The sequence below is a fragment of the Pseudomonas sp. S36 genome, assembly GCF_016647875.1.
GTDB lineage: Bacteria > Pseudomonadota > Gammaproteobacteria > Pseudomonadales > Pseudomonadaceae > Aquipseudomonas > Aquipseudomonas parafulva.
In genome coordinates this window covers 15,028-32,186 of record NZ_JACVVG010000035.1, presented here as the reverse complement: position 1 = coordinate 32,186, position 17,159 = coordinate 15,028, and the positions used below count along the sequence as shown (strand labels likewise).

The window sequence follows — 17,159 nt, the reverse complement described above, 5'->3', positions numbered from 1 at the left end:
CGTTGCACACCCGCCGGGTTTACCCGGCGGCATGGATGAAGATCAGCAGTAAGGACACTCAGTGAAGCGAAGCAGTGCGCTGTCACCGTTGCTGCTGGGGGCCTTCGGGCTCCTGGCCATGAACCTTTACCCGGCGGCCCAGGCCGCCGATGACCTAGACCCAACGTTGCGCCAGATTGGCCCATCGCTGTTACGCGATGCGCCAGGTGCAGTACCCACCCGCCCCGCCACCGGCATGGCGCCGGTCGCCAGCGCCCAGCGCCTGGGGTTGTCCGATGCGGTGCTGCAGGCCGCGCAATGGCACCCGAGTATCGCCGAGGCCATCGGTGACCTCTACAAGCAGGGCGAGGGCATCAACGTCGCCCGCGCGGGCTATTATCCGCAGGTTTCCGGGGGCATCCGCACCGGCTATGACACCGGCTATGGGGGTGACCGCAACAGTCAGGCGGTAAACCTTTCACTCAAGCAGATGCTGTACGACTTCGGCAAGGTGGACCATGCGGTCAGTGCCGCCCAGGCCGCTGCCGCCCGTGCCCAGGCCAACATCCTGCTGGTAGTGGACGACCTGGCGCGCGATACCGCCTATGCCTGGATCGAAACCCGCCGCTACGAGCAGTTGATCGCCATCGCCCGCGAGCAGATCCGCGGGGTCGGTGACATTGCCAGCATGGCCCGTCAGCGCAGCGACATGGGTGCCAGTACCCGTTCCGACGTGGTGCAGGCCGAGTCCCGGGTGCAAAGCGCCCGCGCCGTGCTGGAAGAATACCGTTCGCAGTACGAACGCTGGCGTTCCACCCTGGCCGCCTTGCTGGGGCGCGTCACGCCCGTGTCCCTCACCGAGCAGCCGCCCCCGGAACTGGCCCAGGCTTGCCAGCGCCCGGCACAGGGCGACGAGCGCCTGCCCGGTGTGCTGATGGCCCTGGCCCAGCGCGCTCAGGGCCAGGCCGAACTGGCCCAGGCCAAGGCCGAGGCTTACCCGACGGTGTCGTTGCAGCCGCAGGTCAACCACTACCTGGACAACGACTACAACCGCGACAACGGTCGCCTGGACCGAACCCAGGCCGGTATCTACCTGAACGTGGAAGTGCCTATCTACCAGGGCGGGGCCATCAGCGCGCGCACCCGGGCAGCCGGCTATGCGCTCACCGCCGCCGACTCCGCCGAAGACGCCGCCCGCCTGCAGGCGCGCCGTGGGCTGGCCGAAGCCATGGCGCAAACCTCCGGCCTGGGCCGTCGCCTGGGTTCGCTGGAAGCGCGCCAGGTCAGCATTCAGGAGGCGCGCATGCTGTACGGCCGCCAATACCTGGACCTGGGCACCCGGCCACTGCTCGACCTGCTGAACGCCGAGCAGGAAATCTACCAATCACGTTTCGAGCTGGCCGGCACCCGCTCCGACCTGCTGCGCCTGGACGTGGACTGCCTGTACAACACCGGCGCCCTGCGGGCCGCCCTGGGCCTTGAGGGGCGCAACCTGCAAGGTGTGGAGATCCAGCCATGAGCGACCCGATCAATGTGACGCTGCCTGAACAGGCCGCGGCCCCTGCACCCGCGCCCCGCGCAGACCTGGGCCCGTGGCTTGAGGTGATGCTGCAGGTGGCCCACCACTACCGCCTGGACGTATCGCCCCAGCGTATCCGCCTGGCGGCTGACGAAGATGCCCGCCCGCTGGACGAAATCCTGCGCCACATGGCGCGCCAGGCGGGCCTGGCGCTGCGCTTCGTGCGCTTCGATGCCAAAGGGCTGCGCCAGTGGCGTACGCCGCTGGTGCTTGAGCTGGACGACGGCCAACTGGCGGTGGTGGAGTCGGTCACCCAGGAAGACGAACTGGCCGTGGTGTTTGCCGGCGATCAAGGCCTCGCATCGCGCCTGCCACGCGATACCCTGATGGGCAGAATCACCCGCGTCGCCCTGCTGCGCCCGGCACGCCCGCTGCGCGACGTGCGCACCGACGACTACACCGCCCCCTACGACCGCCACTGGTTCGCCCGCATCGTGCTGCGCGACCTGCGCCCCTATGGCCAGGTGATGGTCGCCTCGCTGGTGGCCAATGTGCTGGCGCTGGCGGGTGTGCTGTTTTCCATGCAGGTGTACGACCGGGTGATCCCGGCCGAATCGCTGCCCACCCTGTACGTGCTGTTTGGTGGTGTGGTGCTGGCGCTGGTCTTCGACTTCAGCATGCGCCTGTTGCGGCTGAAGGTGACCGACCTGTTGGGCAAGCGTGCAGACCTGCGGGTGAGCGACCTGGTGTACGGGCATGCCCTGCGCCTGCGCAACTCGGTACGGCCCAAGTCCACCGGCTCGTTCATCTCGCAATTGCGCGAGTTGGAATCGGTGCGTGACCTGATCACCTCCAGCACGGCCACGGCGCTGGCCGACCTGCCCTTCTTCCTGTTGTTCCTGCTGGTGTTCTGGCTGATCGGCGGCGTGCTGGTGTTCGTGCCGCTGGTGGCCTTGCTGGCCATGGTGCTGCCGGGCCTGCTGGCGCAGCGGCGCCTGGCCCGGCTGGCCAATGCATCGATGCGCGAGTCGTCGCTGCGCAATGCCATGCTGGTGGAAAGCGTGCAAGGCCTGGACGAAATCAAGGCACTGCAGGCCGAGGCGCGCTTCGAGCGGCAATGGAACCAGTACAACGCCGCCTGCGCCCACACCAACCTGCGCCTGCGCACACTCACCAATGGCCTGGTGGCCTGGACGCAGAACGTACAGGGCGCCGTGTTCGCCGTGGTCATCGTCATCGGCGCGCCCATGGTCATTGCCGGGGACCTCACCACCGGCAGCCTGGTGGCCGCGTCCATGCTGTCTTCGCGCATGATGGCGCCGCTGGCCCAGCTTACTCATGTGCTCACCCGCTGGCAGCAGGCCAAGGTGGCCTTGCAGGGGCTGGACAAGCTGATGCAGTCGCCCGTCGACCACCCGGAGGGTGAGGCACGGGTGCACCTGCCCGCCATTCGCGGGGAGTACAGCCTGCGCCAGGCCACCTTCCGCTACAGCGAAGACACCCCTCCGGTGCTCAACATCGCCCGGCTGGACATCCGCCCAGGCGAACGCATTGCCGTGCTGGGCCGCAACGGTGCAGGCAAGTCGACACTGCTGCAGGCCCTTGCCGGCGCAATGGACCTGAGCCAGGGTGAAGTCAGCCTGGATGGCATCGCCATGGCCCACCTCGACCCTGCCGACCTGCGCCGCGACGTGGGGCTGCTGGCCCAGTACGCACGGCTGTTCCACGGCACCCTGCGGGAAAACCTCACCCTGGGGGCCGGGCAAGCCAGCGACCAGGAACTGGTGGCTGCGCTGGCTGCCACCGGCGCCCTGGACTTCGTGCGGCGCCTGCCCAAGGGCATGGACCACCTGATTCTGGAGGGCGGGCTGGGGTTGTCTGGCGGCCAGCGTCAGGCCCTGGTGCTGTCACGCCTGCTGGTGCGCCAGCCGCAGGTGCTGCTGCTGGATGAGCCGACCGCCTCGCTGGACGACATCACCGAACGCCGGCTGCTGGATAACCTCGACCGCTTCTGCCAGGGCCGCACCCTGGTGATCGCCACCCACCGCCTGAGCGTGCTGCAGCGGGTAGACCGCATCGTGGTCCTCGATGGCGGGCGGGTCGTCATCGATGATGCGCGCGAAGCCGCGCTGGCCAAGCTGCAAGGAGCGCAGGCATGAGCAACCATGAACTCCCCGCCTCCTACCTCGATGGGCAGGACGACCAGGCGGTGTTCCGCGCCAGCCGCCTGATCACCTTGTGCGCACTGATGCTGGCGGCGTTCCTGGCCTGGGCGGCCTGGTTCGAAGTGACCGAGGTATCCACCGGCACTGGCAAGGTCATCCCCAGTTCGCGGGAGCAGGTGATCCAGTCGTTCGAAGGCGGAATCGTCGCGCAGATGAGTGTGGCCGAAGGCGACCTGGTCGAGCGTGGCCAGGTGCTGGCTCAGCTCGACCCGACCAAGACGGCCTCCAGCGTGGGCGAGAGCGAGGCCAAGTACCGCGCGGCAAAGGCCAGCCAGGCGCGCCTGCAGGCAGAGGTCACTGGCAAGCCCCTGGTGTTTCCGCCCGGTTTGCGCGAATCGCCGGAGCTGATTGATGCCGAAACCGCGCTGTACCAGACCCGCCGCCGTGGCCTGGAGCAGACCCTGGCCGGCATCGAGGACTCGCTGCGGCTGGTGCGCAGCGAGCTGAAAATCACCGAAAACCTGGCCAAGATGGGCGCTTCCAGCCGGGTGGAGGTGATTCGCCTGAACCGCCAGCGCTCGGAACTGGAACTCAAGGCCACCGAGGCGCGGTCGGACTACCTGGTGCGCGCCAGGGAAGAACTGGCCAAGGCCAGTGCCGAGGCCGACAGTTTGTCGGAGGTCATTCGTGGGCGCAGCGATTCGCTCACCCGCCTGACGCTGCGCTCGCCGGTGCGGGGTATCGTCAAGGACATCGAGGTCAACACCTTGGGCGGCGTGGTGCAGCCGGGCGGCCAGGTGATGAAGATCGTGCCGATGGACGAACGCCTGCTGATCGAAACCCGCATCGCACCGCGCGACATCGCCTTCATCCACCCTGACCAGCAGGCCAAGGTAAAGATCAGCGCCTATGACTATTCGGTGTATGGCGGCCTGGAAGGCAAGGTGGTGGGGATCTCGCCCGATACCCTGCAGGACGAGGTAAAACCGGAAATCTACTACTACCGGGTGTTCATCCGCACCGAGCAGGACAGCCTGCAGAACAAGGCTGGCAAGCACTTTGCGATCGTGCCGGGGATGATTGCCACGGTGGATATCCGCACCGGCGAAAAGACCATCCTCGACTACCTGATCAAGCCGCTCAACCGGGCCAAGGAGGCGTTGCGCGAACGTTAGTCAATCCGCCCCTAAAGCCAGCACGGAACAGGCCGATAGCCTGTTATCCCCTGTTCCCCACCGAAGGTCACCATGGCCACGCAAAATGCCCGCGCGGACGCTTTGTCCCTGCTGCTGTTCACCCTGCGCAGCGGCAAGCTGATGGCAATCAACCTGCTCAAGGTCAGCGAAATCATCCCCTGCCCGGCGCTGACCAAGCTGCCTGAATCGCACCCGCACGTGAAGGGCGTGGCCACCTTGCGTGGCCACCCGCTGTCGGTCATCGACCTGTCCCGCGCCATCGGCGAGATGCCGCTGGCCGACCCGAACGGTGGCTGCCTCATCGTCACCGAGATCAGCCGCTCGCGCCAGGGCCTGCACGTGCAGGCGGTAAGCCGCATCGTGCATTGCCTGAGCACCGACATCAAACCCCCGCCCTTCGGCTCGGGCAACCGCTCGTTCATCACTGGTGTAACGCGGGTGGACAACGCCCTGGTACAGGTACTGGACATCGAAAAAGTCATCCACGGCATCGCCCCGCCTGCGCCGGAGCCTCACCCTGGTGGGCTCAGCGAGGAAGATGCCAGCCTGCTGGCCGCTGCCAACATCCTGGTGGTGGACGACAGCAACGTGGCCCTGCAGCAGTCGGTGCATACCCTGCGCAACCTGGGCATCGAATGCCGCACCGCGCGCAGTGCCAAGGACGCCATCAACGTGCTGCTGGAACTGCAAGGCACGGCGCAGGAAATCAACATCATCGTCTCGGACATCGAGATGAGCGAAATGGACGGCTACGCGTTCACCCGCACCTTGCGCCAGACCCCAGACTTTCAACACCTTTACGTGCTGCTGCACACCTCGCTGGACAGTGCCATGAGCAGCGAGAAGGCGACCCAGGCCGGAGCCAACGCCATCCTTACCAAATTTTCTTCCCCGGAGCTGACCGACTGCCTGGTGGTGGCGGCGCGGGCCGTGGTGTTCGCCGAGCGCTGACCGGCTGTGGCCACACCCGGCTTGCCCTCAGGTGTGACTGGGGCATAATTCCCTCTCAGCCAGCGACCTGTGGGAAGCCATTCATGAAGTGCCTCAGCTCCATCGTGATCAGTTGCGCCCTGTTCAGCGGCGTTGCCCAAGCCTCCAGCAACGAGGCCTGGAACGAACACCGCCAGCAAATGATCAAGGCGTGCCTGGCCGCCAGCCAGTTCAAGAACGCCCACGCCCGCGGCAAGCCTGCAGAGTTCGATGACCGGGTGGCCATGAGCGCCCTGCTGATTGAAGGCGTGTACCCGCAAAAGCACATGAAGCAGCGCACCGGCACCGAGCTGTGCCTGTACGATCGCCGTCAGCAGCAGGCGTACGTCAGTGAGTGGAGCCCGCAGAGCAAGTGACCGACAGCCTACGTTTCGCCTGCACCGGTTGCGGCAAGTGCTGCACCGGGCATCACGTACCCCTGACCTTGAGCGAGGCCCGCCAGTGGGCGGATGCGGGTGGGCAGGTGGTGGTCCTGATCGAGGCGTTCGTGACGGACGGCCCGGGGATGCCGGCAGAGCAGCGCGACCATGTGCTGCGTCGCTCCCACCCGGTGCCGTGCGGCAGTGGTGAGGCCCGGGTGTCGGTGACCTTCGCCGCCTTCAACCCAGGCCGTTGTCGCAACCTGGACGACAACGACCTGTGCACCATCTACGAGCAACGGCCGCTGGTGTGCCGTATCTACCCGGTAGAGATCAACCCGCATATCCCGCTGCGGCCGGAGAGCAAGGACTGCCCACCCGAAGCCTGGCAGCAGGGCCCGCAACTGATTCACGGTACACAGTTGCTGGATGCTGGCCTGGAGGCGTTGGTGCAGGCATCCCGCCAGGCTGACCGTGACGACATCGCCGCGAAGGTTGCGGTGTGCCAGAGGCTGGGCATGACCACCAGCGCGGTGAAAGGCAATGGCTTTACCGCCTACCTGCCCGACATGGGCGCTTTCGCAACGGCCCTGGCGCAGGTCGCAGAAACCGACGGTGAGCACTGGACCTTGCATGTGGAAAATGAAGCACTGGTTTCCGACTTGCAGGCCTGGGGCATGCAGACCACCAGCGAACCGCCTGTTTATTACGCTTTTATCGGGTTCTGATCCCCCCTATTGATTGAACGCGCCTGCCCCAGGCGTAACTTGCGATGGGCTTGAAAGGCTCTAGCCCGCAGGTTTACGCCTGGACGCCACCTGTTTGCCGAAGATAGTTACCTTTCATGCAAGAGTGCTTATCCAACTTCACTCTGTTTCCAGGGCCGGTGAAGGGCTAACTTTAGCCCTGTCCTCATTAACACTTGCACCGCAAGAAGGTAGTTACAAATGTCCAACAGTATGGGTATTGCCAGCGTCTTCGTCCTGTCTTCCCTGTTGTTGTCACCCCTGGCCATGGCCGAAGAATCCCCAGCGTTCGTCGCCCGCAATGCAGCATTCGCCAGCACCCACGAAGAGGCTCGCGAAGCCGTTGCCGCACAGCAGCTGGATACCGTGAAAGGCGCAAAACAGACCGCTGCAAAAGCTACCGTGGATGCCAATGCCGACAGCTGATGCCGCTGTGCCACGGTGGGCCCTGGGTGACATGGCCAGGGTTTGTATCGATATGTTAGCCTTTGAAAGCCGCTGCCGATCAGCGGCTTTTTTTATAGGCGCTGGTTTTCTGCCCGGCCCTATCGTCTCTTGATATAAAGCGTAACTATCGACAACAAAAACTGCCCCACCGACAGAAACAAGGAGCTTGTCCCGGTGCCTTCCGCGTTCCGTTTTACCCCGTTGTTCATTGCATTGACTGCAACTATTCCATGCGCCGCCCAGGCAGATGACAGCCCGGCCCAGGGTTTTGTCGAAGGCTCGTCCCTGAACCTGAACCTGCGCAATGCCTACTTCAACCGCGACAACCACAACACCGGCGTTCGCGACAAACGTGAATGGGGCCAGGGTGCCGTGGCGCGTTTCGAATCGGGCTATACCCCCGGCACGGTCGGCTTTGGTCTCGATGCCCACGCCATGCTGGGGCTGAAGTTGGACGGCGGTGGCGGTTATGCAGGCACCAGCATCCTGCCTGCCCATGTCAAAGCTGATGGCGAACTGGGCGCCGCCCCGCGTTCATTCTCCACCGCGGGGGCTGCGGTGAAGCTCAAGGCACTGGATACCGAACTGAAAGCCGGCGACCTGTTCCTGACCAACCCGGTGATCGCCGGTGGTGAAACCCGCATGCTGCCGCAGACCTTCCGCGGCGTCAGCCTGAGCAACCACAGCATCGACGGCCTGTTGCTCGAAGGTGGCCAGGTGAGTTTCACCAAGCCGTACAACCAAAGCGGGCACCGCCGCATCGACAGCTACTACGGCACCCTCGACGGCCACGACAAAAGCCGACACCTGAGTTGGGCCGGTGCGGCCTGGACCGGCACGCCAAGCATCACCACCAGCCTGTATGCCGCCGAGCTCAAGGACATCTGGAACCAGTACTACGCTGACTTCGACTACACCTACGTGGTCAACGACCAGCTCAGCCTGAACCCTGGCGCGCACTTCTACCACACCCAGAACACCGGCAGGGCGCTGCTCGGGCGCATCGACAACAATACCTACAGCCTGCACCTGACGTTGAACGCCGGGCACCACAGCGTGACGGCGGCCTACCAGCGGGTCAACGGTGACACGCCGTTCGACTACATCAACCTGGGTGACAGCGTGTACCTGGACAACTCGCGCATGTACTCGGACTTCAACGCGCCCAACGAGCGCTCGTGGAAGCTGCAATACGGCTACGATTTCGCCGGCCTGGGCATGCCTGGCCTGAGCACGTCGCTGTCGTACTCGCGGGGTAAGGCAGACCTGACCAAGGCCGACCAGGGCAATTCCCACTACGACTACTACCGCGCCGACGGCAAGAACGCCACCCACTGGGAGCGCGACCTGGATGTGAAGTACGTGTTCCAGGAAGGTGACTTCAAGGACCTGTCGGTATTGCTGCGCTACGCCACCCACCGTGGCAGCCAGGGCTATGCATCCATCGACAGCAACAGCGACAACGATGAGGTGCGGGTTATCGTCGACTACCCGTTCAACGTATTCTGACCTTGGTCTGCCGCCCCTTGAGCTGAAAATGCGGCAGTGCTGAACACTGCCGTATGGGGATTCTGTCGGGCAAACTTGTCCGACAATTCACAGTTCCCTAGAATGTCGCCGCCGCGAATGGCCCTGCCCCTGCAGTAGCGAACATGCCAACCCACTCACCGCGTTTCGCACTTCACAGGTCACACCCCGAACTGGCGCTTACCTTGGGCAGCTGCGTGGCCGTGCTGGCGATCGTGGCCATCGTCAGTTACCTGCTGGCCCGTGAGCGGGACAGCGTGCAGTTGTCGGCCGTACGCTCGGCCAGCAATATCGTGCAGCTGATCGAAAGTGACATTTTGCGCAATGCCGAGCTTTACGACCAATCCCTCAAGGGTCTGATATGGGCCGTTGGGCGTAGCGAGCTGCCGAGCATGCCGGGCCCGCTGCGCCAGCGCTTGCTGTTCAACGAAGCGTTCGTCGACCGCAACCGCGGGGACGTGCTATGGCTGAACAAGCAAGGCGATGTGGTGGGGGACTCCACCAGCACTGTGCCACGCAAGGCCAATTTCGCCGACACCGGGGTATTTCAGGCCCACGCGCGCAATGAAAGCCTGGGGTTGCTGGTTGGCCCACCGTTCAAGGCACGGCTGGGCGGCCTGGACTGGTGCATCAGCTTCAGCCGGCGCATCACGGGGCCTGGTGGCGAATTTGCCGGTGTTGCCGCCGGCGCCCTGCGCCTGTCTTACTTCGTGGACCTGTTCCGCAGGTTGGACATTGGTGCGGACAGCAACATCAACCTGTTCAATACCGATGGCCAACTGCTGGCGCGTCAACCCGCACGCGCGCAGGACCCACCCATCGGCAGCAATTATGCAGACCGACCGAATTTCCGCCGCATGCTCAGCCAGCAGAGCGGCAGTTTTACTGCGGCGTCGGCAACCGACGGTCGCCCGCGCATGTACACCTTCGCCAGGGTCGCGCAACTGCCCCTGATCGTGCTGGTGGTGCATTCTGCCGACGACGTATTCGCCTCGTGGCGCCGCACCGCCATCATGGTCAGTGTCGCCACGGGCCTGCTGTGCGCAGGCATCCTGTGGCTGACACTGCTGCTGGGCCGAGAACTGCGTCGGCGCCAACAGGCTGAACAGGGCCTTGCCGCCCTGGCTGCAACCGACAGCCTGACCGGCCTGGCCAACCGCAGGCGGCTCGACCAGGTGCTGCGCCAGGAATGGGCGCGTACCCAGCGCAACCGCAAGCCACTCGCCGTGCTGATGGTGGATGTGGACCATTTCAAGGCGTTCAACCAGCGCCACGGCCATGCAGGGGGCGACCATGCCTTGCGCGAGGTAGCCAAGGCCATCGAGGCGTCGATCAGGCGGCCTGCCGACCTGGCAGCCCGGTACGGGGGTGAGGAATTTCAGGTGGTATTGCCGGAAACCGATGAGGCGGGGGCGATGCTGCTGGCAGAGATAATACGCGCCCGGGTTGAGCGGCTGGCGCCTTTTGGCCAGGACACACAACCTGTCACGGTGAGCATTGGCGTCAGTGCCCACACGGCAAACACCCAGCATGACCTGGCAGGCCTGCTGGGTGCTGCGGATGAAGCGCTCTACAGGGCTAAAGCCAATGGCCGCAACCGTGTCGAGGGGCCCGGCCGTTAAGAGCGAGCGCGGGCGGCGTCACGCAGGGCTTTGACCTGGTCGTGGTTACGCTGTACGCCTTGCAGTTGCTTCTCAACCAGCGCATAGGCGGTGTCGGTAGCTGCACGGCCAAGCTTGACCAGTTTTTCGCGGGCTTCTTTGTAGGCCTTCAGGGCGTGGTCTTCACCACGCTCCACTTCGTTCAGAACGGCCTCTTCGTCTTTGCCGGTGACCATGGACTTGAGGTTCACCCAGCCACGGTGCAGGTCACCGCTCACGCTGGTGGAAGTCTCAGGGTCGCCACCCAGGCGACGCACTTCGCTTTGCAGATCTCCTGCTGCGTTTGCGCACTCGCTGGCTCGCTGGGCGAAGAATGCCTTGAGCTCAGGGTTCTTAACATCGTCGGCCGATTCACGGAAACCTTTTTCGCCGTCTTTGCTGTACTGGATCAGGTCGTTCAGTACATCCACAACGTCTTTGTTCGGGTTGCTCATGGCAAAACTCCTTGGCAGGTGGTAGTCCTCTAGGTAAGAGCAGCGATCATGCCAACCTGACCAATAAATAAAACTCTATATATATCAGTGGTTTGAATAATTAGCGAAAACCACCGGCAGCGGCGTTCTGCATGATTGCGACTTTGGCGCTCGTGCAGATTGCAGTATCGTCACCGCATCAATCGGACCCCGTGAACAGACATGAACCCAGAAACCCTGGAATTACTCGTTACCCGCACCATGCCGTTCGGCAAATACCAGGGTCGCGCCATCGCTGACCTGCCGGGGGACTACCTGGCCTGGTTTGCCCGGAAGGGTTTTCCGCAGGGGGAACTGGGTGGGTTACTGGCATTGATGCACGAAATCGACCATAACGGCCTGGGTGACCTGCTGGTGCCATTGCGGCACAAGCATCGATCACGCTGACACTCCCATGCCCTGGGGCGGCTGAGTGGCCCCAGGGCATGGGTGAAAGGTGAACGGGTCAGCCTTTGGCGGGCGCCACGGCCAGTTCTACCTGCTCGCTCTTCTTGATCACCGCGTAAATCACTGCCGTCACCAGGCTACCCGCGACGATTGCCAGCAGGTAAAGCAAGGCATGGTTGATGGCATTGGGTATCAGCAACACGAACAGGCCGCCATGGGGCGCCATCAGCTTGCAGCCGAAGTACATCGACAACGCCCCGGTGAGCGCGCCGCCCGCGATGCTTGCCGGGATCACCCGCAGCGGGTCCTTGGCGGCGAACGGAATTGCACCTTCAGAAATAAAGCACAACCCCAGCGCCAGTGCAGCCTTGCCCGCCTCCCGCTCGCTTTGCGCAAACTTGCGACGCGCCAGGAAGGTGGCGATACCCAGGCCAATCGGCGGCACCATGCCCGCCGCCATGGTGGCCGCCATGGGTGCGTAGCTGGACGAAGCCAGCAGCCCGACCGAAAACGCGTAGGCCGCCTTATTGATCGGCCCGCCCAGGTCCACGCACATCATGCCGCCCAGCAACAGGCCCAGCAGGATGGCATTGGTGGTGCCCATGCTATCGAGGAAATGGGTAAGGCCCTCGAGCATGGCGGCCACCGGCTGGCCGACCACATAGATCATCACCAGGCCGGTGAACAGGCTGGCCAGCAACGGGATGATCAGGATTGGCTTGAGCGCTTCCAGGCTGGTAGGTAGCCGCGCCCAGCGGGCAATGGCTTTTGCGCTGTAACCGGCCAGGAAACCCGCCACGATGCCGCCAATGAAGCCTGCGCCCAGGGTACTGGCCAGCAGGCCGCCTATCATGCCGGGGGCCAGCCCGGGGCGGTCGGCGATGGACCAGGCGATGTAACCGGCCAACAGCGGCACCATCAACTTGAAGGCGGCTTCGCCACCGATCTGCATCAAAGCTGCAGGCAGGGTACCGGGTTCCTTGTAGGCCTCGATGCCGAACACAAACGACAGTGCAATCAGCAGGCCGCCCGCCACCACCATGGGCAACATGAAGGACACACCGGTCAGCAGGTGCTTGTACACCCCGGTTTTCTCGCCCTTGGCCGGGGCAGCAGCTGCCGCATCGGCAGCCCCTTCCACCTTCGCCTCGGCCAAGGCCTTGTCCAGGGTGGCTCGCGCCTGCTTCAAGGCGATGCCGGTACCGCAGCGGTAGATGCGCTTGCCGGCGAACCGCGCCGTGGGCACTTCGATGTCGGCGGCCAGCAGCACCACATCGGCCGCCGCGATGGCATCGGCAGACAACGGGTTGCGCGCGCCCACCGAGCCTTGGGTCTCGACCGTAAGCTGGTAACCCAGCTGCTGCGCCGCCTGCTGCAAAGCCTCGGCTGCCATGAAGGTATGCGCAACGCCGGTCGGGCAGGCGGTGACGGCCACGATGCGTACCGCGGTGTGGGTAGCGACCGCGGTGTCGGGCGCAGCGGCAGCCAACAGGCTGGCATGGGCGGCGGCTTCATCCAGAAAACCTTCGCGGTCGGCCAAGGCCTGGGACGGCGTACTCTGGTAAACACGCTTGCCCACAAAGCGGCTCAGGTCCACTGCACCGGTGCTGACCACCAGCACCCAATCGGCCTCGGCGATCTGTGCAGCGCTGAGCTGGCGCTCCGGGTGCTCGGTGTCCTGCACCTCGACGCTGGTGCTCCAGCCGCGGCGCTGGGCAGCGGCGGACAACAGCCGCGCACTCAGCACGCTCGACACCTGCCCGTTGGGGCAGGCGGTGACAATGGCAATGTTCATCGGCAACCCTCTTGTTGTTCTGTCAGTTGCACCCCGGCTTCCAGGTGCGCCAGTTGCGCCTGGTCGCGGATGCCGAAACCCACCTGGGTGACGGCCTGGGCCGCGATGGCGGTGGCCCGGGCCAAGGTTCGGGCAGGGGCCTCATGCTGCAGCAGGCCGTGCACCATGCCGGCCACCAGTGAATCGCCGGCACCGACAGTACTTGCCACCGTCACCTTGGGCGGTACAGCGGCCAGGGTTGTCCCTTGGCGGAACCAGCGCACGCCCTGCTCGCCGGCAGACACCACCACGTGCTCGATACCGGTTGCCAGCAAGCGCTGGGCAGCTTCGCCCTGCTGCGCGGGCTCATCCACGGCCAGGCCAACCACTTCGCCCAGTTCTTCGGTATTGGGTTTAACCAGCCATGGCGCGCTCTGCAGGCCTGCACGCAGGGCCTCGCCGCTGCTGTCCAGGGCTACTTTCAGGCCCTGGGCCTTGAGCATGTCCAGCAGTTGCCGGAACCAGTGCGGGTCTATGCCACGGGGCAGGCTGCCGGCGACCACCACCGCATCATGGCCGGGGGCGACTTGCAGCAGCAGACGCAACAGGGCGCTGCGGGCGGCGTCGTCGATTTCAGGGCCTTGGCCGTTGATGTCGGTGACCCGGCCATCGGCTTCGACCAACTTGAGATTGCTGCGGGTTTCACCGGGCACGCGCACGAAGCAGTCGGCAAAGCCGCGCCAGTCGATCAGGGCTTCAAACGCCTGCAGGTTGTCCTGCCCGAGGAAGCCGGCAACGGTTACGCTGTGCCCCAGGTCGGCCAGCACCTGCGCCACATTCAGGCCCTTGCCGGCGGCGTGGCTTTGCTGGGCCAGGCTGCGGTTGACGTGCCCGGGGCGCAGGGTGTCCAGGCCAATGGTGATATCCAGTGCCGGGTTCAGGGTAAGGGTCAGTATCTTGGCCATTCAGTAACGCTCCACCAGCGCACGCACCGCTGCGGCGCTGTCTTGTTGCAAGGCCTCCTGCGCCAGGGCGCGGGCCGTCGAATAATCGGCCTGGCGCACCAGTGCCTTGACCTCGGCGATGCTGCGCGACGCGACGCTCAGTTCGTCCACCTGCAGCCCCAGCAGCACGGCAACCGCTTGCGGGTCGGCGGCCAGTTCGCCGCATACCCCTACCCATTTGCCATGGGCATGGGCGGCGCGTACGGTCATGTCGATCAGGCTGAGCACTGCCGGGTGCAGGCCGTCGGCCTGGGCCGACAGGCTGGGGTGGCCGCGGTCGATGGCCAGGGTGTATTGGGTCAGGTCGTTGGTGCCGATGCTGAAGAAATCCACTTCGCGGGCCAGTTGCGGCGCCAGCAGCGCTGCCGACGGCACCTCGACCATGATCCCCAGCTGCAGGTCTGCCACCGGTATTTCCGCCCGCAGGCGCTCGACCATGGCCCGTGCCTCGCGCCACTCATGCACCTGGCCGACCATGGGGAACATGATGCGCAGCGGGCGGTTGTCGGCGGCACGCAGCAGGGCGCGCAGCTGGTCTTCCATCACCTGTGGGCGCTGCAGGGTCAGGCGCACCCCGCGCACACCCAGGAAGGGGTTTTCTTCGGCAGCGATCGGCCAGTAGGGCAAGGGCTTGTCGCCGCCCACGTCCAGGGTACGCACCACCAGCGGGCGGCCGCCCAGGCCGTCCAGCACCCGGCGGTACTCAGCCTCCTGGGTGGCGACGTCAGGTGCCTGGGGGTGGGCCATGAAAATCAGCTCGGTACGCAACAAGCCCACGCCTTCGGCGCCTTGGTCGACCACCTTGGCGATGCCGCTGCTCTCGCCGATGTTGGCGAACACTTCGATGGCGTGGCCATCACGGGTGACCGCAGGTTCCAGGCGTTTCTCCCACGCCGCCTGCAGGCGTTGCTCGCGCAGGTCGCGCTCGGCCAATGCCCGCTGCAGGTCTTCTGCCGGCGGGGCGACATTGACCACGCCGCGCTGGCCATCCAGCAACAGCGGCGTGCCGTTTTCCAGCAGCAGCATCGCGGCACCTGCACCCACCACTGCCGGAATGCCCAAGGCCCGGGCCACGATGGCACTGTGTGCGGTGGCGCCCCCTTGGGCGGTGACGATACCGGCGACCCGTGCCGGGTCCAGGCGGGCGACGTCGGACGGGCCGACCTCGGTCATCACCAGCACGTAGGGCTGGTCAGGTTCGGCCTGTGCCTGTATGCCACACAGCTGGGCAAGTACCCGCCGGCCCACGTCACGCAGGTCGGCCGCGCGCTCGGCCAGCAAGGCATCATGCAGGGCTTCCTGCTGGCTGGCGGCGGCTTCGATCACGGCCATCCAGGCAGCGGCGGCGCTCTCGCCCTGCGCCAGGCGCTGCTCGACGTCATCGGTCAGGGCCGGGTCGGCGAGCATTTCCTGGTGGGTGACAAAAATCTCGCCGATGCTCGCCTCGCTGCGGTGCACCAGCGCCTGCAAGTCGGTGTTCACACTGGCAATGGCATCGCGCAGCTTCTGGCGCTCGGCGCTGCACGACTCGCCACGCAGCGGGTAGTCGAAAGCGCGTTCGGTGACCACATGGGCTGGCCCGCAAGCGATGCCTGGCGCAGCGCCCACGCCCTGCACACGGCTGCCCGGCGCGGGCGCCTGCAGCACCTCCGGGGCCGGGGCGCTGACGGGGGCCGGGCTGGTTGGCAGCGGCTCGACGTCTTCACCCAGGCCCTGTTCGATGGCGGCAAGCAGCACCGGCAAGGCGTCGGCGGCAATGTCAGGCTCGGCCACCAGTTCCAGTTCCTGACCACGGCGGGCGCCCAGGCTCAGCAGCTTGCTCAGGCTCTTCACCGACACGGCGGGCTGGGCACTGTCGACCAGGCGTACGCGGATCTCGCCTTCAAAGCCCTTGGCCAGCTGCGCCAGCACCTTGGCCGGACGGGCATGCAGGCCATGGGGGTTGGCCAGCACGATGCGCGCGCTGGGCCAGTCTGCTGGCGCCTCGCCACCCAACACCTGGAGCACGGCCCGGCTGCTGGTCGCCTGGTACAGCGTCTGGCCACGGCCTTCGATCAGCACTTCGCACAGGCGTTCCAGCAGGGCCTGGTGCGCTGCGCCCAGGCTGGCCAGGCAGAACAGGCCGTTGAGCGGCTGGTCGCGGTAACGCAGCGGCTGCTGCGGGGTCACGAAGGCCAGGCCTGGCTGGCGGACCTGGCGCTCGCTGTGCAACCACCACAGGCCTTCGCCCAGGGGCAGAGGCTCGGCCTGCTGCAGCACGGCGGCAAAACCGCTGTCCACGCACTCGGCACGCTGTAGCAAGCGAGCGCCGCGCCAGGCCAGTTCGTCGAAATCTTCGGCGGCCAGGTTCAGGCCCACCAACTGGGCGTCCAGCGCCAGTTCCTGAGGGGCGCCCTGCAGCAGCTTGAGCAGCGCGTCGGCCGTGCTGGCCCGGCGCAACGCCTCGGCCAGGTCGGTTTCGCCCAGGGCGCGGGTCAACAGTTGCAGCAGCCGCAGGTGCTCGTCGGAACGGGCAGCGATGCCAATGGCCAGGTAGACCCTCTGGCCATCACCCCAGTCCACACCTTCGGGGAACTGCAACAGGCGCACACCGGTGGCGAACACCAGGTCGCGGGTTTGCGGGGTGCCATGGGGGATGGCGATCCCCTGGCCGAGGAAGGTGGAGCCTTGCGCCTCGCGGTCCTGCAAACCTTGCAGGTAACCGTCGGCAACCAGCCCGTCAGCAACCAGCCGGTCCGCCAGCAGGCGCAATGCGTGCGCCTTGTCTGGGGCCGTCTGGCCCATGGCTATTTGCTCTCTGGCGAGCTCGAGCATGACCTTCTCCTTTTGCAGTTCCCGAGGTGGGTACTGGAGTATTGTTGTGAAATTCACGGAAATGGCCAGCTCAACAGCCTTGCACAGAGGGCAGCCGAGGCAGAAAATTCGGAGGCTG

14 protein-coding genes are annotated in these 17,159 nt (G+C 65.3%); 10 read left to right on the top strand and 4 right to left on the bottom strand.

The features are described from left to right. Positions 1–61 precede the first annotated feature (61 nt). From IAE36_RS17995 to IAE36_RS17955, 9 genes are all read left to right on the top strand, one after another. Positions 62–1,498, top strand: a complete 1,437-nt coding sequence (locus IAE36_RS17995; RefSeq protein WP_201213841.1) for a TolC family outer membrane protein — start codon at positions 62–64, stop codon at positions 1,496–1,498. Continuing rightward, the gene (locus IAE36_RS17990) at positions 1,495–3,657 is read left to right on the top strand and encodes a type I secretion system permease/ATPase (protein ID WP_201213839.1); all 2,163 of its coding nucleotides are present in this window, start codon (positions 1,495–1,497) and stop codon (positions 3,655–3,657) included. The genes IAE36_RS17995 and IAE36_RS17990 overlap by 4 nt, the downstream gene beginning before the upstream one ends. Continuing rightward, positions 3,654–4,838: an HlyD family type I secretion periplasmic adaptor subunit gene (locus IAE36_RS17985; protein WP_201213837.1), complete on the top strand. Its 1,185-nt coding sequence runs from the start codon at positions 3,654–3,656 to the stop codon at positions 4,836–4,838. The genes IAE36_RS17990 and IAE36_RS17985 overlap by 4 nt, the downstream gene beginning before the upstream one ends. A 72-nt stretch (positions 4,839–4,910) precedes the next feature. Further along, entirely contained in the window at positions 4,911–5,810 is a 900-nt protein-coding gene (locus IAE36_RS17980; RefSeq protein WP_028631630.1) for a chemotaxis protein, read from the top strand. 83 nt (positions 5,811–5,893) lie between these two features. Then, the gene (locus tag IAE36_RS17975) at positions 5,894–6,205 is read left to right on the top strand and encodes a hypothetical protein (protein ID WP_028631631.1); all 312 of its coding nucleotides are present in this window, start codon (positions 5,894–5,896) and stop codon (positions 6,203–6,205) included. Next, positions 6,202–6,936, top strand: coding sequence for a YkgJ family cysteine cluster protein (locus IAE36_RS17970; RefSeq protein ID WP_201213835.1), 735 nt, complete (start codon positions 6,202–6,204; stop codon positions 6,934–6,936). Before IAE36_RS17975 ends, IAE36_RS17970 begins: the two co-directional genes overlap by 4 nt. Before the next feature lie 219 nt (positions 6,937–7,155). Then, the gene (locus IAE36_RS17965) at positions 7,156–7,380 is read left to right on the top strand and encodes a hypothetical protein (RefSeq protein ID WP_060483276.1); all 225 of its coding nucleotides are present in this window, start codon (positions 7,156–7,158) and stop codon (positions 7,378–7,380) included. A gap of 195 nt (positions 7,381–7,575) precedes the next feature. Beyond that, the gene (locus tag IAE36_RS17960) at positions 7,576–8,910 is read left to right on the top strand and encodes an OprD family porin (protein ID WP_201213833.1); all 1,335 of its coding nucleotides are present in this window, start codon (positions 7,576–7,578) and stop codon (positions 8,908–8,910) included. A gap of 143 nt (positions 8,911–9,053) precedes the next feature. Continuing rightward, positions 9,054–10,550, top strand: coding sequence for a sensor domain-containing diguanylate cyclase (locus IAE36_RS17955; RefSeq protein WP_201213831.1), 1,497 nt, complete (start codon positions 9,054–9,056; stop codon positions 10,548–10,550). Here the strand turns inward: IAE36_RS17955 and IAE36_RS17950 are convergent. Then, positions 10,547–11,023 (bottom strand): ferritin-like domain-containing protein, encoded by a 477-nt coding sequence (locus IAE36_RS17950; protein WP_201213829.1) that lies wholly within the window; start codon positions 11,021–11,023, stop codon positions 10,547–10,549. The genes IAE36_RS17955 and IAE36_RS17950 overlap by 4 nt on opposite strands. 201 nt (positions 11,024–11,224) lie before the next feature. Here IAE36_RS17950 and IAE36_RS17945 point away from each other — a divergent pair, with 201 nt between their 5' ends. Continuing rightward, positions 11,225–11,449, top strand: a complete 225-nt coding sequence (locus IAE36_RS17945) for a DUF3820 family protein (protein WP_201213827.1) — start codon at positions 11,225–11,227, stop codon at positions 11,447–11,449. A gap of 58 nt (positions 11,450–11,507) precedes the next feature. Here IAE36_RS17945 and IAE36_RS17940 read toward each other — a convergent pair whose 3' ends face one another. Genes IAE36_RS17940 through ptsP form a run of 3 tightly spaced genes read right to left on the bottom strand, consistent with a single transcriptional unit; the run spans position 11,508 to position 17,041 of the window. Then, the gene (locus IAE36_RS17940) at positions 11,508–13,244 is read right to left on the bottom strand and encodes a PTS fructose-like transporter subunit IIB (protein ID WP_201213825.1); all 1,737 of its coding nucleotides are present in this window, start codon (positions 13,242–13,244) and stop codon (positions 11,508–11,510) included. After that, a complete protein-coding gene (gene pfkB, locus IAE36_RS17935; protein ID WP_201213823.1) occupies positions 13,241–14,188 on the bottom strand; it encodes a 1-phosphofructokinase in 948 nt (315 codons plus the stop codon). Before pfkB ends, IAE36_RS17940 begins: the two co-directional genes overlap by 4 nt. Further along, positions 14,189–17,041, bottom strand: coding sequence for a phosphoenolpyruvate--protein phosphotransferase (gene ptsP, locus IAE36_RS17930; RefSeq protein ID WP_201213821.1), 2,853 nt, complete (start codon positions 17,039–17,041; stop codon positions 14,189–14,191). Positions 17,042–17,159: the final 118 nt, after the last annotated feature.

Bases quoted from the DNA above. Each gene is read 5' to 3' on its own strand.
- IAE36_RS17990 (WP_201213839.1), top strand. From the start codon at position 1,495: ATGAGCGACCCGATCAATGTGACGCTGCCTGAACAGGCCGCGGCCCCT.
- IAE36_RS17985 (WP_201213837.1), top strand. From the start codon at position 3,654: ATGAGCAACCATGAACTCCCCGCCTCCTACCTCGATGGGCAGGACGAC.
- IAE36_RS17980 (WP_028631630.1), top strand. From the start codon at position 4,911: ATGGCCACGCAAAATGCCCGCGCGGACGCTTTGTCCCTGCTGCTGTTC.
- IAE36_RS17975 (WP_028631631.1), top strand. From the start codon at position 5,894: ATGAAGTGCCTCAGCTCCATCGTGATCAGTTGCGCCCTGTTCAGCGGC.
- IAE36_RS17965 (WP_060483276.1), top strand. From the start codon at position 7,156: ATGTCCAACAGTATGGGTATTGCCAGCGTCTTCGTCCTGTCTTCCCTG.
- IAE36_RS17955 (WP_201213831.1), top strand. From the start codon at position 9,054: ATGCCAACCCACTCACCGCGTTTCGCACTTCACAGGTCACACCCCGAA.
- IAE36_RS17950 (WP_201213829.1), bottom strand. From the start codon at position 11,023: ATGAGCAACCCGAACAAAGACGTTGTGGATGTACTGAACGACCTGATC.
- IAE36_RS17945 (WP_201213827.1), top strand. From the start codon at position 11,225: ATGAACCCAGAAACCCTGGAATTACTCGTTACCCGCACCATGCCGTTC.
- IAE36_RS17940 (WP_201213825.1), bottom strand. From the start codon at position 13,244: ATGAACATTGCCATTGTCACCGCCTGCCCCAACGGGCAGGTGTCGAGC.
- pfkB (WP_201213823.1), bottom strand. From the start codon at position 14,188: ATGGCCAAGATACTGACCCTTACCCTGAACCCGGCACTGGATATCACC.
- ptsP (WP_201213821.1), bottom strand. From the start codon at position 17,041: ATGCTCGAGCTCGCCAGAGAGCAAATAGCCATGGGCCAGACGGCCCCA.